Annotated in this window: 22 protein-coding genes; 11 read left to right on the forward strand and 11 right to left on the reverse strand. The window is 76.0% G+C overall.

Annotated elements, in window-relative coordinates:
• Positions 1–6: 6 nt before the first annotated feature.
• Positions 7–456 carry a flavodoxin family protein gene (locus ACI8AK_RS14205; RefSeq protein WP_456956753.1) on the reverse strand — a complete coding sequence of 150 codons (450 nt, stop codon included), beginning with the start codon at positions 454–456 and terminating at the stop codon, positions 7–9.
• Positions 457–873: 417 nt separating this feature from the next.
• On the opposite strand from ACI8AK_RS14205, the gene ACI8AK_RS14210 reads away from it, so the two are divergent.
• From ACI8AK_RS14210 to ACI8AK_RS14235, 6 genes are all read left to right on the forward strand, one after another.
• Positions 874–1,443: a GNAT family N-acetyltransferase gene (locus tag ACI8AK_RS14210; protein WP_456956755.1), complete on the forward strand. Its 570-nt coding sequence runs from the start codon at positions 874–876 to the stop codon at positions 1,441–1,443.
• Between the two features lie 445 nt (positions 1,444–1,888).
• On the forward strand, positions 1,889–2,458 hold the full coding sequence (locus tag ACI8AK_RS14215) for a hypothetical protein (protein WP_387993126.1): 570 nt from the start codon (positions 1,889–1,891) through the stop codon (positions 2,456–2,458).
• A gap of 58 nt (positions 2,459–2,516) precedes the next feature.
• On the forward strand, positions 2,517–3,095 hold the full coding sequence (locus ACI8AK_RS14220; RefSeq protein WP_387993129.1) for a GNAT family N-acetyltransferase: 579 nt from the start codon (positions 2,517–2,519) through the stop codon (positions 3,093–3,095).
• A 142-nt stretch (positions 3,096–3,237) separates the two neighbouring features.
• Complete coding sequence (locus ACI8AK_RS14225; protein ID WP_456956757.1) at positions 3,238–4,137, forward strand: SDR family NAD(P)-dependent oxidoreductase; 900 nt, start codon at positions 3,238–3,240, stop codon at positions 4,135–4,137.
• A 69-nt stretch (positions 4,138–4,206) separates the two neighbouring features.
• Complete coding sequence (locus ACI8AK_RS14230; RefSeq protein WP_456956759.1) at positions 4,207–4,809, forward strand: helix-turn-helix domain-containing protein; 603 nt, start codon at positions 4,207–4,209, stop codon at positions 4,807–4,809.
• 42 nt (positions 4,810–4,851) lie between these two features.
• A complete protein-coding gene (locus ACI8AK_RS14235; protein WP_456956761.1) occupies positions 4,852–5,523 on the forward strand; it encodes an enoyl-CoA hydratase-related protein in 672 nt (223 codons plus the stop codon).
• 33 nt (positions 5,524–5,556) lie between these two features.
• Here the strand turns inward: ACI8AK_RS14235 and ACI8AK_RS14240 are convergent, their stop codons facing one another.
• From ACI8AK_RS14240 to icmF, 3 genes are all read right to left on the reverse strand, one after another.
• The gene (locus ACI8AK_RS14240) at positions 5,557–6,681 is read right to left on the reverse strand and encodes an NDMA-dependent alcohol dehydrogenase (RefSeq protein ID WP_387993140.1); all 1,125 of its coding nucleotides are present in this window, start codon (positions 6,679–6,681) and stop codon (positions 5,557–5,559) included.
• Positions 6,682–6,769: 88 nt separating this feature from the next.
• Positions 6,770–7,525: a helical backbone metal receptor gene (locus ACI8AK_RS14245; RefSeq protein ID WP_456956763.1), complete on the reverse strand. Its 756-nt coding sequence runs from the start codon at positions 7,523–7,525 to the stop codon at positions 6,770–6,772.
• On the reverse strand, positions 7,518–10,754 hold the full coding sequence (icmF, locus tag ACI8AK_RS14250; protein WP_456956765.1) for a fused isobutyryl-CoA mutase/GTPase IcmF: 3,237 nt from the start codon (positions 10,752–10,754) through the stop codon (positions 7,518–7,520). Before icmF ends, ACI8AK_RS14245 begins: the two co-directional genes overlap by 8 nt.
• Positions 10,755–10,942: 188 nt before the next feature.
• On the opposite strand from icmF, the gene ACI8AK_RS14255 reads away from it, so the two are divergent.
• Both ACI8AK_RS14255 and ACI8AK_RS14260 read left to right on the forward strand, forming a co-directional pair.
• Positions 10,943–11,722 carry a sporulation protein gene (locus ACI8AK_RS14255; RefSeq protein WP_456956768.1) on the forward strand — a complete coding sequence of 260 codons (780 nt, stop codon included), beginning with the start codon at positions 10,943–10,945 and terminating at the stop codon, positions 11,720–11,722.
• Between the two features lie 83 nt (positions 11,723–11,805).
• The gene (locus ACI8AK_RS14260) at positions 11,806–12,333 is read left to right on the forward strand and encodes an NUDIX hydrolase (RefSeq protein ID WP_387993205.1); all 528 of its coding nucleotides are present in this window, start codon (positions 11,806–11,808) and stop codon (positions 12,331–12,333) included.
• Positions 12,334–12,351: 18 nt separating this feature from the next.
• Here ACI8AK_RS14260 and ACI8AK_RS14265 read toward each other — a convergent pair whose 3' ends face one another.
• The 5 genes from ACI8AK_RS14265 to ACI8AK_RS14285 are packed head-to-tail and all read right to left on the reverse strand — an operon-like array spanning position 12,352 to position 15,425.
• A complete protein-coding gene (locus tag ACI8AK_RS14265; protein WP_387993152.1) occupies positions 12,352–12,732 on the reverse strand; it encodes a DUF4267 domain-containing protein in 381 nt (126 codons plus the stop codon).
• The gene (locus ACI8AK_RS14270) at positions 12,729–13,286 is read right to left on the reverse strand and encodes a hypothetical protein (RefSeq protein ID WP_456956770.1); all 558 of its coding nucleotides are present in this window, start codon (positions 13,284–13,286) and stop codon (positions 12,729–12,731) included. The genes ACI8AK_RS14265 and ACI8AK_RS14270 overlap by 4 nt, the downstream gene beginning before the upstream one ends.
• Before the next feature lie 11 nt (positions 13,287–13,297).
• Positions 13,298–13,927, reverse strand: a complete 630-nt coding sequence (locus tag ACI8AK_RS14275) for a class I SAM-dependent methyltransferase (RefSeq protein WP_456949732.1) — start codon at positions 13,925–13,927, stop codon at positions 13,298–13,300.
• Positions 13,924–14,835 (reverse strand): alpha/beta fold hydrolase, encoded by a 912-nt coding sequence (locus ACI8AK_RS14280; protein ID WP_456956772.1) that lies wholly within the window; start codon positions 14,833–14,835, stop codon positions 13,924–13,926. Before ACI8AK_RS14280 ends, ACI8AK_RS14275 begins: the two co-directional genes overlap by 4 nt.
• A gap of 29 nt (positions 14,836–14,864) precedes the next feature.
• Positions 14,865–15,425 carry a TIGR03086 family metal-binding protein gene (locus ACI8AK_RS14285; RefSeq protein WP_456956774.1) on the reverse strand — a complete coding sequence of 187 codons (561 nt, stop codon included), beginning with the start codon at positions 15,423–15,425 and terminating at the stop codon, positions 14,865–14,867.
• Between the two features lie 37 nt (positions 15,426–15,462).
• Here ACI8AK_RS14285 and ACI8AK_RS14290 point away from each other — a divergent pair, with 37 nt between their 5' ends.
• Entirely contained in the window at positions 15,463–16,302 is an 840-nt protein-coding gene (locus ACI8AK_RS14290; RefSeq protein ID WP_456949729.1) for a helix-turn-helix domain-containing protein, read from the forward strand.
• Here the strand turns inward: ACI8AK_RS14290 and ACI8AK_RS14295 are convergent, their stop codons facing one another.
• Positions 16,303–16,716, reverse strand: a complete 414-nt coding sequence (locus tag ACI8AK_RS14295) for a TIGR03618 family F420-dependent PPOX class oxidoreductase (protein ID WP_456956776.1) — start codon at positions 16,714–16,716, stop codon at positions 16,303–16,305.
• A gap of 106 nt (positions 16,717–16,822) precedes the next feature.
• Between ACI8AK_RS14295 and ACI8AK_RS14300 the strand changes: the two genes are divergently transcribed.
• Complete coding sequence (locus tag ACI8AK_RS14300) at positions 16,823–18,271, forward strand: cation:dicarboxylate symporter family transporter (RefSeq protein WP_456956778.1); 1,449 nt, start codon at positions 16,823–16,825, stop codon at positions 18,269–18,271.
• 101 nt (positions 18,272–18,372) lie between these two features.
• A complete protein-coding gene (locus tag ACI8AK_RS14305; RefSeq protein ID WP_456902144.1) occupies positions 18,373–18,921 on the forward strand; it encodes an endonuclease V in 549 nt (182 codons plus the stop codon).
• Here ACI8AK_RS14305 and ACI8AK_RS14310 read toward each other — a convergent pair.
• Complete coding sequence (locus ACI8AK_RS14310; RefSeq protein WP_456902143.1) at positions 18,899–19,771, reverse strand: NAD(P)-dependent oxidoreductase; 873 nt, start codon at positions 19,769–19,771, stop codon at positions 18,899–18,901. The two genes, ACI8AK_RS14305 and ACI8AK_RS14310, sit on opposite strands and share 23 nt — an antisense overlap.
• Between the last annotated feature and the right edge of the window lie 102 nt (positions 19,772–19,873).

The raw sequence follows: 19,873 nt of genomic DNA on the forward strand, positions 1-19,873 counted from the left end.
TAGGACTCAGCGGCCCTCCAGGCTCACCGCGACGGTGGCGGCGAGTTCGCGGACCGCCTCGAGGTCGTCCTTCGTGGGGGCGCCGGTGAGCGACAGGGGTGCCGCGACCTGCTTCCACCGGAGCGCGCCGGTGATCGTGCCGATCGCCCTGAGCGCGCCGGCGGTGTCGTCGCCGCCGTGCACCCAGACGCCGAAGGGCAGGCCGACGGTGGCGTCCAGGCACGGGTAGTAGACGGTGTCGAAGAAGTGCTTGAGCGCCCCGCTCATGTAGCCGATGTTGGCCGGGGTGCCGAGCAGGACGCCGTCGGCGGCGAGCAGGTCCGCGGGCCCGGCCGACAGCGCCGGCCGCTCGACCAGCTCGGTCTCCTCGACCATCGCCACGCCCTCGCGGGCCGCCTCGAGCACCGCCTGCAGGTTGGGCGAGGGCGTGTGGTGGACGACGAGCAGCCGCGGCATGCCGCCATCCTGCCCACAGTGCACACGGTGCGTTGTAACCTCCGGATCCCGCCGTGACGGAGGTGGTCGTCGTGGTGACGACGGTCGGACGTCTCAGTGCCGGTCCCGTGGACCGGCCATGACGGGCGGCCCACGGTCCCCCGCGGCGGGACGCGCATGCCCGACCGGCCGGAGGGCGGGGTGACGTTCGACCACACCGCCGATCGGCCGGACGGTGGCCCCGCGGTGCCCCCACCGCAGCGGCCACGACTCCCCGGCACCGGGACGGCTTCGGCGCAGCGCGGCAGCGCCATCGGCCTCCGCCCGTCGCTCCCCGTCCTCCTCGCTGCCGCGAGGTTCTACGCCGGGCCGCTGCGCCGACGGGTGGGGTTCCGTCACCGCCGTGCCCACGGCACCCGGGGCGTGTTCCTCGGTCCGGTGACGCAGGGCAGACACCAGGTGCTCCTCCGTCCGCCGAGGTTCGCGGACGCGCCCGAGTGGCGGTCCCTGCGGCTGCGCGACCGGGACCGGATCGAGCCCTTCTGGCTGTCGTCCGCACGGTCCTGGGAGGAGCGCCACACCGAGCTGGCCTGGGTCGAGGAGGTCCTCCACGCCCGGAGGAACGCCCGTACGGGCCGAGGACTGTCGCTCGTCATCGAGGTCGACGGACGGTTCGCCGGCCAGTTCAAGCTCGAGGGCATCGACAGGTGCGCGCAGAGCGCGGAGATCGGCGCCTGGCTCGACTCGACGCTGGCCGGCCACTGCGTGATCCGTGCCGTGGGCGAGCTCATGGCGGAGCACGCCTTCGGCCGGATGGGCCTGTGTCGGGTCACCGCTCCCGTGTGCGTGGACAACGTCGCGGCCGCGCTCGCCGTGTCGAGCCTCGGCATGCGCCGGGAGGGGACGATGGAGAGCTATCTCGACGTCGGGGGGCGGCGCCGGCCGCACGACCTGTGGGCCATCACCTCCGAGACGTGGGTGCGTGAACGCCGTCCGGCCGGCGGGTGACCTCTCGACGACCCTCGTGACGCGGTCGCCCTGACTGGCGGCACCTCCGGACCCGACACGGCGGCCCGCTGTCGTCGAGGTGCCCGCCGCGTCCGCCTGCTCCACGGTCTGCGCCGGTGGGAGGGGGATGCGCGGTGCTCGCCAGGGCGTGCCGGGGGGCTCGTCCTCGGCGTCACCACGCCCGACACCCGGGCGGCCTCCCGGCTTCCGGCTGGTCCACGCGACCCCCTGGAGTTCCTGCAGACCGCCGCCTGACCGCACCGCCGGATGTCGACCTGCTGCGGTCTCCGGCGGCCCGAGACCGCAGCAGGTCGACATCCGGCGCGTCCGTGACCGCCGTGACCGGGGGGTCGGCGCGGACGCGCGACAGTGCCGGCGTCGGCCACACCGCCGCTGCGTGGGCGGGCCGCCCCGCGGCTGACGCCGGTCCGGCAGGATCGCGGCCATGGCGGACAACCCCCGGATCGGGCCGATCGAGCGGACCACGAAGCGGTCGTGGGACGAGTGGCTCCGCTTCCTGGACTCCGTCGGCGCGAAGGACCTGGACCACCAGGCGATCGCGCTGCACGTCCACGAGGAGCTCGGCGACGGCTTCGAGCAGCGCGGCTGGTGGACCCAGTCGGTGACGGTCGCCTACGAGCACCACATCGGCCGCCGCGTCCCGGGCCAGCGCTCCGACGGCACCTTCCAGACCAGCGTGAGCCGGGCCACGCCGCTCGGCATGACCGAGCTGATGGAGCGCTGGCGGTCGTTTGCCGACGGCGACGCGGCCGTGCAGGAGATCGTCGCCGGGTCCGACGTGCGGGTCAGCGGCACCGACCGGCGCATCACCTGGCGGACGAGGGCGGCCGACGGCACCTCCGTCGTCGTCACCAGCGAGCCGAAGAGGAACGGGACGGCGTCGCTCGTGGCGACGCAGATGGGCCTGCCCACGCCCGAGGCCAACGAGGCGGCCCGCACGCGGTGGACGGGGATCGCCGAGCGGTTCCTGGCGGGTGCGCAGCCGGGACGCTGACCCGAGGAGGCGGCATCCGGGTGTGGCCGGACGCCGCCGCCGTCACTAGCGTGGCGCGATGGCCATCGAGGTCCAGCCGGCGACGCGGGAGCGGTTCGACGACGTCGCGACGGTGCTCGGCCCGCGGAACCCGGACGCGAACGTCTGCTGGTGCCTGAGCCACCGGCTCGACTCGCGGACCAACCGCGAGCTCGTCGGGCCCGCGCGACGCGAGTACGTCCGCGAGCTCACCGGTCGCCCGGTCGCGCCGGGGGTGCTCGCCTACGACGACGGCGAGGTCGCCGGCTGGGCCGCGGTCGCGCCCCGGGCCGAGCTGCCCTTCGAACGGTCGCGGCGGATCCCGCACGTCGACGACCTGCCCGTGTGGTCGCTGTGGTGCGTGCGCGTGCGCCCGGGCCACCGCGGGAAGGGCATCGCGCTCGCGCTCATCCAGGGGGCGGTCGCGTACGCGGCGGCGAACGGCGCCCCCGCCGTCGAGGGCTATCCCGCCGACAGCGGGGACGAGCGGGTCGACACGACGATGGCCTACGTCGGCACGCGGCGGATGTTCGAGGAGGCGGGGTTCACCAAGGCCGCCGACACCGACGCCGTCGCCGGCGGCTTCCCCCGCGTCCTCGTGCGCCGCGCCCTCCCCTGAGCCGGGACGTCACCGGTCGTCACGGCCCGTCGACGAGCGGGCGGCCCACGCCGACGACGTCGCGAGAGGCGTGGTCCAGCGGTGACGGGGCCGCGAGTCTCGATCCGAGCAGGGGCCACGCACTCGGCTGTCAGGGGTGGGCATGACCAGGGTGGCGATCGTGACGGGAGGCGCCTCGGGGATCGGACGGGCGCTGGGTGCGGCCCTGGTCCGCCGGGGTGACCAGGTCGTCCTCGCGGGTCCCGACGGCGCGGCCGCGGTGCAGGCCGCGGAGCGGCTCACCGCGGACGGGCCCGGAACGGCCACGGGGGCGGCCGTGGACGTCCGGGACGCGGCAGCGGTCGAGGCCCTGGTGACGGGGACCACCGGGCGGTACGGCCGGCTGGACCTGCTCGTCAACAACGCGGGGGTGGGCATGGGCGGCCCCGTCGAGGAGCTGTCCCTCGCCCACTGGGACCGGGCCATCGACGTGAACCTGCGCGGAGTGGTGCACGGCGTGCAGGCCGCCTACCCGCTGATGGTGCGCCAGGGCTCCGGGCACATCGTGAACACCGCATCCCTCGCCGGGTTGCTGCCCAACCCCGGGTTCACGCCCTACGCCGCGACGAAGTGGGCGGTGGTGGGGCTCTCGCTGTCCCTGCGCGGCGAGGCCGCGCCCCGGGGCGTGCGGGTCAGCGTCGTCTGTCCCGGCGGCGTGGACACCCCCATGCTGGACAAGGGCATCCCGCCCGGTCTCCCGCGGGTGCCCACCGTGGAGGCGATCGACCCGCGCAGGGTGATCACCACGCTGAACGGTGGCCGTCTGTACAGCGCCGAGGCCCTGGCCGCCGACGTGCTCCGCGGGGTGGACCGCGACCGGGCGGTCATCGTCGTGCCCAGGAGGGCCCGCGTCGCGTGGCGCCTGATGCGCCTGTCCCCGTCGCTGTTCCTGCGCCTCGGGGAGGTGGTGACCGGCCGCGACCCGGACCTGCGGGCGGTGGTCACCGGGGTGGCTCCCACCCCGAGGACGGAGCCCGCCGAGCAGGCTCGTACCTCGGGCTGACGCGCCCGGCCTGGTACTGGAGCGGGTGCTCTACTAGGGTGGCCTCGTCCGTCCACGGAGGAGGCACCGATGCCCCGGCCCCGGGTCCACGCGCCCGACGCGGTCCTCGACGCCGCCGAGGAGCTGCTCGTCGACCGCGGCCGCGCACGGCTGACCGTCCGCGCGCTGGCCGCCCGGTCGGGGGCCTCGAACGGCAGCATCTACCACGCCTTCGGCTCGCTGGAGACCGTCGTCGGGGCCGCCTGGCTGCGCCGCGCGCGGCAGTTCCTCGACCTGCAGCGGGCCGTCGTCGCGCAGGCCGGCGGGGACGCCCGCCGGGCGGTGCAGGCCGCCGCCGACGCCCCGGCCCGGCTCGCCGAGCAGGACCTGCGGGCGGCGCGGCTGCTGGTCGGGCTGCAGCGCGACGACGTGCTCACCGACGCCGTCGCCCCGGACGTCGCCGACGACCTGCGCGCCCTGGACGCCGCGCTGCTCGACACGCTGCGCCGGCTCGCCCGCTCGCTCTGGGACCGCGACGACGCGGCCGCCGTCGGGGTCGTCACCACCTGCGTCGTGCGCCTGCCCGCCGCGCTGCTGTTCCCCGGCATCCGCGCCGGACGGGTGCACCCGCACACCCGCGCGCAGCTCGCCGCCGCCGTCGGCGCGGTCGTCGACTGCGGCCCGCCGGCCTGAGCCGCCCACCCCCACCTCCCGACCACGGACCAGGAGCCTCCCGTGCCCACGCTCGACCGCCACGACGACGTCCTCGTGCTCGACCTCGGCGCCGACGAGAACCGCTTCTCCCCCGACTGGCTCACCGCCGTCGACGCCGCCCTGGACGAGGTCGAGGGCGCCTCCGGGCCCCGCGCCCTGGTCACCACGGCCACGGGCAGGTTCTTCTCCAACGGCCTGGACCTCGCGTGGCTGGCCGACCACGCCGACCAGCGCGACGCCTACGTCGCCAGGGTCCAGCGGCTGTTCGCCCGCGTGCTGGCACTGCCGGTCGTGACCGTGGCGGCGGTGCAGGGTCACGCCTTCGCCGCGGGGGCGATGCTCGCCCTCGCGCACGACCAGCGGGTCATGCGCGCCGACCGCGGCTTCTGGTGCCTGCCGGAGATAGACATCGACCTCCCGTTCAGCCCCGGCATGTCCGCCCTGGTCCAGGCGCGGCTGACCCCGCAGACGGCGCACGTGGCGATGACCACCGGCCGCCGCTACGGCGGCACCGACGCCCTCGCCGCGGCGATCGTCGACCGCGCCGTCGCCGAGGAGGACGTCCGCCCGGCCGCCGTCGAGATCGCCGCCGCGCACACCGGGAAGGCCGGCCCGACCCTGGGGACCATCAAGTCCCGCCTGTACGCCCCGGTCCTGGCGCTGTTGCGGGACGCGGTGGCCCCCCGCGGCTGAGCACCGTCGGCGCGGCCGAGGGCGGCCGGCCGCTCAGTCGAAGAGCACGAGTCCGCGGATGTTCTTGCCGGCCTTCATGTCGTCGAACCCCTCGGCGACCTGCTCCAGCGAGTAGGTCCGGGTGACGAGCTCGTCGAGCTTCAGCGTCCCGGCCACGTACTGGGCCAGCAGGCTGGGGATGTCCCACCGGGGGTTGCAACCGCCGAAGAGCGCGCCCTGCAGCCGCTTCTGGAACACCGTGAACATCGTGTGGTTGATCGGGATGCCGCCCGCCTGGCGCATGCTCCCGGTGCCGGTGAGGACGACCGTGCCGGCCTTGCGGATGGAGGCCACCGCCTCGGCGATGTGGTCGCCGGTGACGACACCGACCGCCACGACGGTCGCGTCGGCGCCCTGGCCGTTCGTCATGGACCGGGCGAGCTCGGTGGCCTCGGCCATGGTCTCGGCCGTGTGCGTCGCGCCGAGCTGCTTGGCGGTCTCGCGCTTGAACTCGACCGGGTCGACGGCGATGACCGCCCGGGCGCCGATGGCCCGGGCGGCCTGCACGCTGTTGATCCCGATCCCGCCGACGCCCATGACGATGACCACGTCGCCGTCCCGGGCGTCGGACAGGTTGGTGACCGACCCCCATCCGGTGGGGACGCCGCAGCCGACGAGCGCGGCCTTGTCCAGCGGCACGTCGGGGTCGATCTTCACCGCCGACCGGGCGTCGACGACGGTGTGCTCGCTCAGCGCGGCGAGGCCGTAGGCCTGACCCACCGGCTTGCCCCGGTAGGACATCCGGAAGCTGGTGGGGTCCTCGATCCGGGCGCCGCTGAACAGCCGGGCGCCGAGGTCGCAGAGGTTCTGCCGGCCGGTCGAGCACATCCGGCACCGTCCGCAGACCGCGACGAAGCTGAGCACCACGTGGTCCCCCTCGGCCCACCCCGGGGTGTGGGGGCCGACACCCACGACGACGCCGGCGCCCTCGTGGCCACCGGCGAGGGGCAGCCGCAGGGGTGGGGCGCTCCCGGGCGGGACGTCGTGGTCGTCGGTGTGGCACAGCCCGACGGCGGCCATCCGCACGAGCAACTCGCCCTCGCGCGGCTCGTCGAGGTCGACCTCGGTGACCTCGTACCGGCCGGGCTGGGTGTGGAGGACGGCACTACGGGTCTTCACGACGGCTCCTTGCGGGCATCCGGGCAGGTGACGGGGGTCACACCGAGGTACCGGACCGTATCGGAGGACGCCCGGGAGCGGGAGTCCGTCAGCGCCGGATCGCGGTCCGCAGGCCGGCGCGGGCGCCGGCCAGCGACGGGCCGTACCACGTCAGCGCCCGCCCGGACACCAGCACCGACCGGACCTGCGGGAACGCCTCGGGGCCGTCGCCGGCGGTGAACGGGTACGGCTCGTCGGGCAGCAGGACGACGTCGGGCCGCGCGGCGAGGACGTCGTCGACCGACACGTGCGGGTAGCGGTCCTCCCCCTCCCCGAAGACGTTGACCAGGCCGAGGCGGGCCAGCACGTCGCCGGTGAAGGTGCGCGGGCCGACCACCATCCACGGGTCCCGCCAGACCGGGACGGCGCAGCGCAGCGGCGGCTCCGGCGCCGGCTCCGCCCACGCGCGCGCCGCGTCCGTCAGCCACGGCGGCTCGGGGACCTCCAGCGCCTCGGCGAACAGCCGCCGCATCGAGGTCAGCGCCTCGTCCACCGACTCGATCACGGTCACCCACACCGCGATGCCCGCCGCCCGCAGCCGGTCGACGTCCAGGCGCCGGTTCTCCTCCCGGTTGCAGACGACGAGGTCGGGCGCCAGCGCCGCGATCGCCGCCCGGTCGGGGTTCTTCGTGCCCCGCACCCGCGCGACGTCGAGGCCGGCCGGGTGGGTGCACCAGTCGGTGGCGCCCACCAGCCGGTCGGGGACGGTGACCGCCAGCGCCTCGGTCAGCGAGGGCACCAGTGACACGACCCGGCGCGCCGGCCCCACCAGCGGGACCGGCGCACCGAGGTCGTCCTCACACACTGCGCCGGTACTGGCCGCCCACCTCGAAGAACGCATCGGAGATCTGGCCGAGAGAGCACACCCGGACGGCGTCCATCAGCGCGTCGAAGACGTTGCCGCCCGACGTCGCCGCCTCCTGCAGCCGGGCGAGCGCGGCCGGCGCCTCCTCGGCGTGCCGGGCGTGGAAGTCGGCCAGCCGGTCCAGCTGCGACCGCTTCTCCGCCTCGGTGGCCCGGGCCAGCTCCAGCTCCTCCGGCGGGGCCTCGTCCCGGTGCGGGTCGAGGAAGGTGTTGACGCCGACGATCGGCAGCGAGCCGTCGTGCTTGCGGTGCTCGTAGAGCATCGACTCGTCCTGGATCCTGCCGCGCTGGTAGCCGGTCTCCATCGCGCCCAGCACGCCGCCGCGCTCGGCGATGCGGTCGAACTCGGCCAGCACCGCCTCCTCGACGAGGTCGGTGAGCTCCTCGACGATCGCCGACCCCTGCAGCGGGTTCTCGTTGCCAGCCAGTCCCCACTCCTTGTCGATGATCATCTGGATGGCCAGCGCCCGGCGGACCGAGTGCTCCGACGGCGTCGTGACCGCCTCGTCGTAGGCGTTGGTGTGCAGCGAGTTGGCGTTGTCGTAGATCGCGCACAGCGCCTGCAGGGTCGTGCGGATGTCGTTGAAGTCCATCTCCTGCGCGTGCAGCGACCGGCCCGACGTCTGCACGTGGTACTTGAGCTGCTGGGACCGCGCGCCGGCGCCGTAGCGGTCCCGCATCGCGACCGCCCAGATCCGCCGCGCCACCCGGCCGATCACCGTGTACTCGGCGTCCATCCCGTTGGAGAAGAAGAAGCTCAGGTTGGGCGCGAAGTCGTCGATCGCCATGCCGCGGGCGAGGTAGGCCTCGACGTAGGTGAAGCCGTTGGCGAGGGTGAAGGCGAGCTGGCTGATGGGGTTCGCCCCGGCCTCGGCGATGTGGTAGCCGGAGATCGAGACCGAGTAGAAGTTGCGCACCCGGTGCTGGATGAACCACTCCTGGATGTCGGCCATGCAGCGCAGCGCGAACTCGGTCGAGAAGATGCAGGTGTTCTGGCCCTGGTCCTCCTTGAGGATGTCGGCCTGCACCGTGCCGCGGACGTTCGCCAGCACCCAGGCGCGGATCTCCTCGGTCTCGGCGGCGTCGGGCTCGCGGCCCTCCTCCTCGCGGAACCGGTCCAGCCGCTGCTCGATCGCGGTGTTCATGAACATCGCGAGGATCGCCGGCGCGGGACCGTTGATCGTCATCGACACCGACGTCGTGGGCGCGCACAGGTCGAACCCGTCGTAGAGCACGCGCATGTCGTCGAGCGTGGCGATCGAGACGCCGGAGGTGCCGACCTTGCCGTAGACGTCGGGCCGCGGCTGCGGGTCGCGGCCGTAGAGGGTCACCGAGTCGAACGCCGTGGACAGCCGGGTGGCCTCGTTGCCGGCCGACAGCACCCGGAACCGCCGGTTGGTGCGGAACGCGTCGCCCTCGCCGGCGAACATCCGCGCCGGGGCCTCCCCGGAGCGCTTGAACGGGAAGACGCCGGCCGTGTACGGGAAGGAGCCGGGCAGGTTCTCCCGCCGCAGGAAGCGCAGCAGCCCGGCGGCGTCGGAGGTCCGGGGCAGCGCCACCCGCGGCACCCTCGTCCCGGACAGCGTCTCCCTGGTCAGCGGCGTGCGGACCTCCCTGCCGCGCACCGTGTAGACGAACTCGTCGCCGGAGTACTGCTCCACCCGCGCCGGCCACTCCTCCAGCAGCGTGCGCACCTCGGGCAGCAGCTCCCGGTCGGCGGCCTCCGCGGCCTCGCGCGCGGCCTGCGCCGCGGCGCCGTCCAGCACCTCGGCCGCGGTGGTCAGGTGCTCGCGCCGCCGGACGACCGCGGCCTGCTCCCCGGTCACCCGGTGGTGCGCCCGCACCGCCTCGGCCACCTCGGCCAGGTACCGCGACCGCGACGACGGCACCACGCTGGCCAGCCCCGTCGAGGCGCGCACGTCCACCCGCGGCAGCACGCCGGCGCCCGCGGGCAGGCCCTTCTCCACCAGCAGGCCGAGCAGGTGCTGGTAGAGCGCGGTGACGCCGTCGTCGTCGAAGCGGGCGGCGCTGGTGCCGAACACCGGCATCTGCTCCCACGGGACGCCGAACGCCTCGCGGTTGCGCACCATCTGCCGGGCGACGTCGCGGCGGGCGTCCTCGGCGCCGCGGCGCTCGAACTTGTTGATCGCGACGACGTCGGCGAGGTCGAGCATGTCGATCTTCTCGAGCTGCGACGCGGCGCCGAACTCCGGCGTCATGACGTAGAGCGAGACGTCGCTGAACGGCACGATCGCCGCGTCGCCCTGCCCGATGCCCGGCGTCTCCACGATCACCAGGTCGAACCCGGCGGCCTTCACCGCCGCGAGGACGTCGTCGAGGTGCTCGGGCACCTGCGCACCGGCGGCGCGGGTGGCCATCGAGCGGAAGAAGGTGTGCGACCCGTCGCCGGACTCCAGGGCGTTCATCCGGATCCGGTCGCCGAGCAGCGCGCCGCCGCCGCGGCGGCGGGTCGGGTCGACCGCGACGACGGCGACCCGCAGCTTGTCCTCCTGGTCGCGGCGCAGCCGGCGCAGCAGCTCGTCGGTGAGCGAGGACTTGCCCGACCCACCGGTGCCGGTGATGCCCAGCACCGGCACGGTGCGGGCCGCGGCGGCCTCGCGCACGCGGGCGGCGAGCGCCTCGTCGGCGCCGGCCTCCAGCACGCTGATCGCCCGCGCCAGCGCCCGCGGGTCGCCGGTCAGCAGCGCGTCGACGTCGGGGCCCTCGGCGGTGAGGTCGACGTCGCAGGCGCGGACCAGCTCGTTGACCATCCCGGGCAGGCCCAGGCGGGCGCCGTCCTCGGGGCTGAACACCCGCACCCCGCGTTCGGCGAGCAGCGCGATCTCGTGCGGCACGATCACGCCCCCGCCGCCGCCGAACACCTGCACGTGTCCCGCCCCGGCGGCGGCCAGCCGCTCCTTGAGGTAGCTGAAGTACTCGACGTGCCCGCCCTGGTAGCTGGAGATCGCGACGCCCTGCACGTCCTCCTCGACGGCGGCGCGCACCACCTCGTCGACGCCGCGGTCGTGGCCGAGGTGCACCACCTCCGCGCCCTGGCTCTGCAGCAGCCGCCGCATCACGTTGATCGCCGCGTCGTGCCCGTCGAACAGGCTGGCCGCGGTGACGAAGCGGACGGGGTGGACGGGCACGTGCAGCTCCGCAGACGCCATGGCTGCACGGTAGGCCCGATTTAGTAGGACGTCCAACCATCTCGGCGTGTCCGTACGGGGCGTCGCGGACCGGCCCGGCGGCGGTGCCCCGGTGGGAGGCTGAGCGGCACGCGCGGGAACCCCTCGTCAGGTCCCGGCCGTCGTGTCAGGGTGCCCGCCGTCCCCGAACCGAACGGAGCAGCACCCCCATGGCCTTCCGCAACCTGATGGCGAAGCTCGGCGCCGGCAACGCGAGCGTCGACGCCGTCCTCGACCGCCCGGTGACCACCCCCGGCGGCACCGTGACCGGCACCGTGCACCTCACCGGCGGGCAGGTCGCCCAGGAGATCAACGAGATCCGGGTGTCGCTGCAGGCCACCGTGGAGGTGGAGAGCGGCGACAACGAGTGGCGGGAGAACGTCACCTTCGGCACCGCGCCGATCGCCGGCGCCGGCCGGATCGAGGCGGGCGCGAAGGCGGCGATCCCGTTCAGCTTCCCGGTGCCCTGGCAGTGCCCCTTCACGACGCTCGACGGCTGGACGCTGCGCGGCGTGAAGATCGGCCTGCGCACCAAGGTGGACATCCCCGGCGCCGTCGACCCCGGCGACCTCGACGCGGTCGCCGTCGAGCCGCTGCCCGTGCAGCGCACCGTCGTCCAGGCGCTCACCGGCCTCGGCTTCCGCTTCCGCGGCGCCGACGTCGAGAAGGGCCGGCTGGCCGGCAGCGACCTGCCCTTCTACCAGGAGGTCGAGTTCGCGCCGCCGTCGTCGCTGCGCGGGCGCGTCAACGAGCTCGAGGTGACCTTCCTCGCCGGCCCGCACGGCGTCGAGGTCGTGCTCGAGGTGGACCGGCGCGGCGGGCTGCTCACCGAGGGCCGCGACGTCGGCGGCCGGCTGCGGTTCGGCCACTCCGACACCGACGTCTCCGCGGTGGCCGCGCAGCTCGACGCCGCCGTCCGGCAGCTCGGCGCCCGGCGCGGCTGGCTCTGAGCACCCCGGACCGGGCCCTGACACGGGACGGGGCGGCCGCGCGCCTGCGGGACCTCCCGCGGCGCGCGGCCGGCCGCCCCGACCTGCGCCAGGCCGCCGTCGCCGTCTGCGTCACCTGCACCGGCGACGTCCCCGCCCTGCTGGTCACCCGCCGCGCGGCCGGGCTGCGGGCGCACGCCGGGCAGTGGGCGCTGCCCGGCGGCCGGCTGGACCCGGGTGAGACCCCGGTGCGGGCCGCGCTGCGCGAGCTGGAGGAGGAGGTCGGGCTGGTCCGCGGGGAGGACGACGTCCTCGGCCTGCTCGACGACTACGTGACCCGCTCCGGCTACGTCATGACGCCGGTGGTCGTGTGGGCCGGCGACGCCGGGGAGCTGCGCCCGGCCGAGGCCGAGGTGGCCGCGGCGTACCAGGTGCCGCTGGCCGACCTCGACGTCGAGCCGGTGCTGCTGTCGATCCCCGAGTCCGACGCGCCGGTCATCCGGCTGCCGCTGCTCGGCGGCTGGGTGCACGCCCCGACCGCCGCGGTCGTGTACCAGTTCTGCCAGGTGGTGTGCCGCGGGCTGCACACCCGCGTCGCGCACCTCGAGCAGCCGGTCTTCGCCTGGCGCTAGCCGTGCAGGGGCCCGGCGTCAGCGGCGGTGCCAGCGGGCGGCGCCGTAGGAGGCGAGCCCCAGCACGACCCCCGACAGGACGGCGCTGCGCCGGGCCACGTCGCCCTCGGCGCGGGAGGTCCACACCGCGGCGGCGTCCAGCGCGGTGAGCAGCAGCGTCACCTCGGTGGTGCGCCGCGCCTGCGGCGCCGGGGTGACCAGCAGCGCGGCGCCCATCGCGATGTTGCGGGCCGCGCCCAGGCGCACCAGCAGCGGCAGCGCGACGTCGCCCTGCGCGGCGTCGGTCCGCACCCCGAGCGTCCGGGCGGTCCACCGGGGCGCGAACAGCGCCACCGTCCCGATCCACACCGACAGCGACCCGACGGCCCTGCGGGTGACGTCCCAGTCGTGGCTGCTCACGAGCGGCCCTTGCCCGCGGACGCCCTGCTCGAACCGGCGGTGAGCACGAGCACGACGGCGAGGAACGGCAGCGTCGCCCAGCTGGCCACCACGTCGCTGACCGTCGCCACGGTGAACGCCGCCGCCGGCGGGGCGTCCAGCGGGCCGACCACGCGCTCGAGGCCGAGCGCGGCCACCGACGCGGGCACGGTCAGCAGCGCCGACACCGCGCCGCCGAGCACCACCCCGGCGAGCACCGCGGCCGGCGAGGTGCGCACCGCCCGCAGCGCGGTCGCCGTCCCCCGCCCGAGCGCGCCGCCGGGCCGCAGCCGGCCGTCACCGGGCAGGCCGGTGAGCGCGCCGGTCAGCCACAGCTGGGCGAGCAGGCCGGTGGTGAAGCCGACGACGTCGACCAGCAGCGCGTGCCCGACGCTCGGGTCCCGGTACACGAGCAGCTGGCGCAGCACGTCGGGGACGGTGTTGACCAGCGTGACCGCGAGCGAGAGGGCGTAGACCCGCCCGGCGTGCCGGCGCAGCAGCGCCAGGGCCTCCCGGACGACCGCGGCGGCGCTCACGCCTGCCGTCGTCATGCCCTCGTCGCGACGGCCTGGACCCAGCGGTCGCCGGCCGCCCGCCGCAGCCGCCCCGGCGGCACCTCCAGCCCGTGCGCGCGGAGCTCCGCCAGCAGCTGCTCGGGAGAGAACCGGTCGGCCGGGTGGCGGGAGACCGCGCGCAGCCACGGCGCGTCGACGAAGCGCGCGGTCATCTCGGTCAGCGCCAGCTGGCCGCCCGGGCGCAGCACCCGCGCGACCTCCGCGACGGCGGCCCGCCAGTCGGCGATGTGGTGCAGGGCGTGGAAGTCGACGACGAGGTCGGTGCTCGCGTCGTCGACCGGCAGCGCGGTGGCGTCCCCGACGCGGAAGGTGACCCGGTCGGCGAGGTCGGCGCAGGCGATCCGGGCGCGCCCGACGGTGGCCGGGTGGAGGTCGAACGCGGTCACCTGCGTGGCGCCGAGCCGCTCGACGGCGACCCGCGCGCCCAGGCCGCGGCGGCCGGTGCCGATCTCGACGACGCGCTCGCCGCGGGCGCCCAGGCGGCGCAGGATGCGCCCCTCGACCCGCAGGCCGATCTCGTAGCGGAGGCGGGAGTCGACCCACAGGCGGTTGGCGTCGACGTAGGTGGGAGGCACGGTGCGGCTCCCGTGCGGGGCGGTCATGCCGGGCGGCTACCCACTCCGCGGGCGAGCGCACCGTAGACGTCACGGGCGTGGTCGAAGACGAGGAAGTGCCCCTCGCCGGCGTGCCAGTGCGCGGTGACCGACGGCAGCATCCCGGCCAGCACCCGGCCCAGCGCGACCGGCACCTGCCAGTCCTGGGTGCCGTGCCAGAGGTGGACGTGCTGGCGGACCTCCCCCACCGGGAAGCCCCAGGGCCGGAACAGCAGCGCCCGGTCCTCGGCCAGCACCCCGGCGCCCTGGCGCAGCCCCTCGGTGAACGTGCGCGCCAGCACCCGCCGCACCGCCGGCCGGCCGATCACCCGCCGGTCGGCCGGGTTGAGCCGCAGCTGCAGGTAGCGGGGCAGCAGCTGCGGGCGGACGGTCAGCGGCGCGAACACCGGCCGCAGCAGCGCCGCCGTCGCCGGGGACGGGCGGTGCGCGGCCGCGCGGACCGACGTCGGCAGCCAGCCCGGCCACGGCCACGGGACGTCCGGCGGCGGGGCGCCGCCGAGGATCCCGACGGCGTCCACCCGGTCGGGCAGGGCGTGCGCGCAGGCCAGCGCGTACGCGGCGCCGCCGGACAGCGAGAGGGCGGCGAACCGGTCGATGCCGAGGGCGTCGAGCAGCTGGACGACGTCGCCCGGCCAGTCGGTCACCCGCCGGCCCGGCTGCGGGTCGGAGGCGCCGAAGCCGGGCCGGTCGGGGACGACGAACCGCACGCCCCACCGGCGGTAGGCGGCGGGGTCCTCGACGTGCCGCTCGAGACGGGAGCTGGGCGAGCCGTGGCAGCCGAGCACCGGCCGGCCGTCGGGGTCGCCCCACTCGGCGTAGGCCATCGTGCGGCCGTCGCGCAGCTGCAGCCGGCCCTCGCGGGGCCCGTCGGCGAGGTCGGTGCTCCCGGGGTGCATGCCCGGGGGCTACCCGGCCGGCGGGCGGGTCAGGCGCGGCGGCCGAGCAGCGCCAGGACCCGCGCCTGCCGGTCGGCGCCCTCCGGTGCGTCCACCCGCCGGCAGATGCCGTCCGTGTAGAGGGCGTCGCCCCAGCCGCGGGCGCCGGACTCGACCCGGTCGAGCTCGGCGGCGGTCAGCGTCGCGTCCTGGCCGCTGGCCCGGGCGAGGTCCCAGCGGTGGACGACCATGTCCCACACGTAGAACTGCGCCAGGGTCTCCCCCACCGTCGTCGGGCCGAAGAAGCCGTCGTAGCCGGCGTCGGCGACGGCCGGGTCGGCCACGACGGCGAGCACCCGGGCGGCGTGCTCGCGCAGCGCCGCGGCGGGGTCGGCGGCGACGTCGGGCGCGGGACCGAGGTCGACCCCGCGGCCGGTGAGGAACTCGCGCTGGGTGTCGACGAGGTGCGCCACCAGGTCGCGGGCGGTCCAGTCCTCGCACGGCGAGGCGGCGTCCCACCCGGCGGCGGGCACGGCGACGGCGACGGCGAGCAGCGGCTCGAGGACGGCGGCGTAGTCGGCGGCGATCGGGGTGGTGGTCGTCGTGTCCATGGCCCGAGCCTGGCCGCGTGCGGCAGCCTGCGTCTTGATGGAACCCGACAGCGCCGCCGTCCACCCTCGCGACGCCGTCGAGCGGGCGCACCTGCGCGACCCGCGCGACGCCTCGCACGTCATGTACCGCTACGAGGTCACCGGCCCCCTGGCGGCGCTGGTGCAGCGGTTCTGGATCCCGGTGTGGTCGGTGCCGCCCGGCGAGGAGGCGGTGCAGCGGGTGCTGCAGTACCCGGTCTGCCTGGTCGTCGTCGCGCCCGGCTACGCCCGCTTCTACGGCGTCGTGTCGGGGCTGTCGACGACGACGCTCACCGGTGACGGCTGGGCGGTCGGCGTCATGCTCACCCCGGCCGCCGGCGCGCTGGTGGCCGGCGGGCCGGTGGCGGCGTACACCGACCGGCACGTCGACGTCGGCGGGGTGCTCGGCGACGACGGCGCCCGGCTGGCCGCGCGGGTGCGCGCGGCGATGGCGGCCGACCCGCACTCCCCCGCGGCGCACGCGGAGGCGCGGGCCGCCTACGACGACGCGCTGCGCCGGTTCCTGCCGGTCGACGAGGAGGGCGCGCTGGTCGACCGGCTGGTGGCGCTGGTCGAGTCGCGGCCGGACCTCACCCGCGTCGACCAGCTGTGTGCCGAGACGGGGCTGTCCGAGCGGGCGCTGCAACGGCTGGTGTCCCGCCGGCTGGGGCTGACGCCCAAGTGGCTGGTGCAGCGGCGGCGGCTGCAGGAGGCCGCCGGCCGGCTGCGCGACCGGACGGCGACGCTCGCCGGGGTCGCCGCCGACCTGGGCTACGCCGACCAGCCGCACCTGACCCGCGACTTCGCCCGGGTCACCGGGATGACGCCGGGCGAGTTCGCCGCGCGGTACGCGACCTGATCAGCCGGAGACGACCTGCCGCTCCGGCTCGATCCAGACGGTGACCCGCTCGGTCGTGATGTTCTCCGGCGGGCGGGGCCGGCCGTCGTACTTCTGCGAGAGCTCGTCGATGTGCGCCCGCGCCTCCGGACCGGTCGTCGTCTCGGCCACCCGCCCGCGCACCTCGGCGAAGCGGTAGGGGTCCGACTCGTCGCGGATGGCCAGCGTCACCCGGGCGTCGCGCTGCAGGTTCTCGAACTTGCGCCGTCCGGTCTCGGTGTTGACGAACAGCCGCTCCCCGTCGGTGCCGACCCAGATGTACTGCGTCTGGAGGCGCCCGCTCGGCAGCAGCGTGCTGATCGCCGCGTAGTTGGGGCCCTCCGCGGGCTCACGGGTGACCGGGTGCAGCGAGGGGCCGTCCTGGGTGTCTGCCACCGCGGGTGCCCACCCCCTCCGGTTCCGGTGCACGCCGTCCGTGTTGCGGGCCCCGACCCGGCAGCCCACCGTGGGTCGACCGCCCCTCCCCAGCCCAGGAGCTGCCATGGCCTCCCTGTCGAAGGACCCGGGTGCCGCCCCGGCCGACGGCGACCGCCCGACCCCTCGACAGCGACGCGACCGCACGCACTGGCTCTACATCGCGGTGATCGCGGCGGTGGTCCTCGGGATCGTCGTCGGGCTGGTCCTCCCCGGCTTCGCCACCTCGCTGGAGTGGCTGGGGACGGCGTTCGTCGGGCTGATCAAGATGCTCATCGCGCCGGTCATCTTCTGCACGATCGTGCTGGGCATCGGCGCGATCCGGAAGGCCGCCGCGGTGGGCCGGATCGGCGGCCTGGCGCTGGGCTACTTCCTGCTGATGTCCACGGTCGCGCTGGCGATCGGGCTCGTCGTCGGCAACCTGCTGCACCCCGGCGACGGGCTCGCGCTGTCCGAGGAGCTGCGCGGCCGCGGCTCGGAGCTCGCCGAGACCGCCGAGGAGAGCGGCGGCACCGTCGACTTCCTGCTCGGCCTGATCCCGACGACGCTGCTCTCCTCGCTCACCGACGGGTCGGTGCTGCAGGCGCTGCTGGTCGCGCTGCTCGTCGGGTTCGCCATCCAGGCGATGGGCGCGTCCGGGGAGCCGCTGCTGCGCGGCATCGGGCACCTGCAGAAGCTGGTCTTCCGGATCCTGGCGATGGTCATGTGGCTGGCCCCGGTCGGCGCGTTCGGCGCGATCGCGGCGGTGGTCGGCGAGACCGGCGTCGACGCGCTCAAGAGCCTCGCCGTGATCATGCTGGGCTTCTACGCCACCTGCGCGGTGTTCGTCTTCGTCGTCCTCGGGCTGCTCCTGCGGCTGGTGGCGGGGCTCAACGTGTTCCGGCTGCTGAGGTACCTGGGCCGGGAGTTCCTGCTCATCCTGTCGACGTCGTCGTCGGAGACGGCGCTGCCGCGGCTGATCGCGAAGATGGAGCACGCCGGGGTCAGCCAGCCGGTGGCCGGCATCGTCGTGCCGACCGGCTACTCGTTCAACCTCGACGGCACCGCCATCTACCTGACGATGGCCTCGCTGTTCATCGCCGAGGCGCTCGGCGACCCGCTGTCGATCGGCGAGCAGATCGGCCTGCTGCTGTTCATGATCATCGCGTCGAAGGGCGCCGCCGGGGTCACCGGGGCCGGGCTGGCCACCCTCGCCGGCGGCCTGTCGGCGCACCGGCCCGAGCTGCTCGACGGCGTGGGGCTGATCGTCGGCATCGACCGGTTCATGTCCGAGGCCCGCGCGCTGACCAACTTCGCCGGCAACGCGGTCGCCACCGTGCTGGTGGCCACCTGGACCCGGCAGCTGGACCGCGAGCGGCTCGAGGCGGCGCTGTCGGGTGCCTCGCCCTTCGACGAGGCCCGCATGCTCGACGACCACGGCGGGTCCGCGCTGCCCGACGACGCCACCAGCGCCGGCCCCGGCGACCGGGACGCCGACGCCGGGCTGCGCCGGCTGGCCGAGAGCTCGAAGCGGTAGCCGCGGCGGCCTGGCCGGGCGACGCCGCGGCGCTGGCCGCCGAGCAGGACCGGCTGGCCGCACTGCGCCCGCCGCCGTGGTCCCCGCCCGCCGGGCCGGACGTGCGGCCGCTCGCCGGCGCGGTGGCCGCGGTCGAGGACGCCGGAGGGCTGGTCGCGGCCGCGGTGCTGGGGAACGCGGCCGCCGTCGTGCGGGGACCGGCGGCGGGCCCCTACGCACCGGCGCTGCTGGCGCTGCGCGAGGGGCCGCTGCTGGCCGCCGCGGTGGCCGCGCTGCCCGCCCGGCCGGACGTCCTGCTGGTCGCGGCGGCCGGACGGGACCACCCGCGGCGGGCCGGGCTCGCGCTGCACCTCGGCGCCGTGCTGGACCTGCCGAGCGTCGGCGTCACCGACCGGCCGCTGGCCGCCCGCGGCGACCCGCCCGGGCCGGCGCGCGGGGACACCGCTCCCCTGCTGCTCGGCGGCGAGGAGGTGGCGCGGGCGGTGCGCGTGGTGCCCGGCGCGCGCCCGGTGGTGGCCTCGGCCGGCTGGCGCACCGGCCCGGCGACCGCGGCCGCCGTCGTCCTGGCGACGACGGCCGGCGTCCGCACGCCCGAGCCGCTGCGCGCGGCCCGCCGGGTGGCCCGGCTCAGCCGCGGTCGGCCGGGGTGAGGCCCTCGACGACCGCGGCCATGTCCACCGCGCCCGGGTCGCCGAGCCGGCCGGCGGCGGCCTCCATCGTCTCGAGCACCGCGGCGGTGAGCCGGTCGGAGACCCCGCCGGCCCGCAGCGCCGCGCGGATGAGCCGGGCGTCCTTGGCCGCGCCGGTCAGGCCGAAGCTCGGCGGGTAGTCGCCGGCCATCATCAGCGCGCCCTTGACGTGGGCGTAGGCGGAGTCGACCGGCCCGCCCTCGATGGCGTCGAGGAACCGCTGCGGGTCCTGGCCGAGGGCGCGGGTCAGCGCGACCGCCTGCGCGGTGCCGGCGGTGAGCATGAACAGCCACGAGTTGCACGCCAGCTTGAGCCGGCTGCCCGCGCCCGCCTCCCCCAGCCACACCGTCTTCGAGCCCAGCGCGTCGAACACCGGCGCCAGCCGCTCGCGCGCCTCCTCCGGGCCGCTGGCCAGCAGGGTCAGCGCGCCCTTCGCGGCCGGCTCCTTCGTGCCGAGCACCGGGCAGTCGACGAGCACGAGGTCGAGTTCCCGGGCCGCCTCGACGGTGCGGTCGGCGCCCTCGACACCGACCGTGGAGCACTGCAGCCACGTGGTCCCGGCGGCGGGGGCGGCCCGCCGGACGACGTCGAGCACCGCGTCGGCGTCCAGCAGCATCGTCAGGACGACGTCGGCGCCGTCGGCCGCCTCCGCCGGGGAGTCGAACGCCTCCGCGCCGGTGCCGGTGAGCGCCTGCGCCTTGGCGGGGTCCCGGTTCCAGGTGCGGACGGGCAGCCCGGCCCGCCGCAGCGAGGTGACCATCCCCGCGCCCATCGTCCCGGTGCCGAGCACCGCCACCGTCGGTCGCGCCATGCAGCCGATCCTGCGGCCGGCGGCCCGGCCCCGCAGCCCCGGCCCCGCAGCCCCGGCCCCGTGTGCACGCAGCGCGCCCGGACCCGCCCCCCGCCCGCGCTG

The sequence above is a fragment of the Geodermatophilus sp. SYSU D00867 genome (genome assembly GCF_054050315.1).

Excerpts from the sequence above, each read along its gene's own strand:
- ACI8AK_RS14205 (WP_456956753.1), bottom strand. The coding sequence starts at position 456 with ATGCCGCGGCTGCTCGTCGTCCACCACACGCCCTCGCCCAACCTGCAG.
- ACI8AK_RS14215 (WP_387993126.1), top strand. The coding sequence starts at position 1,889 with ATGGCGGACAACCCCCGGATCGGGCCGATCGAGCGGACCACGAAGCGG.
- ACI8AK_RS14220 (WP_387993129.1), top strand. The coding sequence starts at position 2,517 with ATGGCCATCGAGGTCCAGCCGGCGACGCGGGAGCGGTTCGACGACGTC.
- ACI8AK_RS14225 (WP_456956757.1), top strand. The coding sequence starts at position 3,238 with ATGACCAGGGTGGCGATCGTGACGGGAGGCGCCTCGGGGATCGGACGG.
- ACI8AK_RS14230 (WP_456956759.1), top strand. The coding sequence starts at position 4,207 with ATGCCCCGGCCCCGGGTCCACGCGCCCGACGCGGTCCTCGACGCCGCC.
- icmF (WP_456956765.1), bottom strand. The coding sequence starts at position 10,754 with ATGGCGTCTGCGGAGCTGCACGTGCCCGTCCACCCCGTCCGCTTCGTC.
- ACI8AK_RS14255 (WP_456956768.1), top strand. The coding sequence starts at position 10,943 with ATGGCCTTCCGCAACCTGATGGCGAAGCTCGGCGCCGGCAACGCGAGC.
- ACI8AK_RS14275 (WP_456949732.1), bottom strand. The coding sequence starts at position 13,927 with ATGACCGCCCCGCACGGGAGCCGCACCGTGCCTCCCACCTACGTCGAC.
- ACI8AK_RS14280 (WP_456956772.1), bottom strand. The coding sequence starts at position 14,835 with ATGCACCCCGGGAGCACCGACCTCGCCGACGGGCCCCGCGAGGGCCGG.
- ACI8AK_RS14285 (WP_456956774.1), bottom strand. The coding sequence starts at position 15,425 with ATGGACACGACGACCACCACCCCGATCGCCGCCGACTACGCCGCCGTC.
- ACI8AK_RS14290 (WP_456949729.1), top strand. The coding sequence starts at position 15,463 with ATGGAACCCGACAGCGCCGCCGTCCACCCTCGCGACGCCGTCGAGCGG.
- ACI8AK_RS14300 (WP_456956778.1), top strand. The coding sequence starts at position 16,823 with ATGGCCTCCCTGTCGAAGGACCCGGGTGCCGCCCCGGCCGACGGCGAC.
- ACI8AK_RS14310 (WP_456902143.1), bottom strand. The coding sequence starts at position 19,771 with ATGGCGCGACCGACGGTGGCGGTGCTCGGCACCGGGACGATGGGCGCG.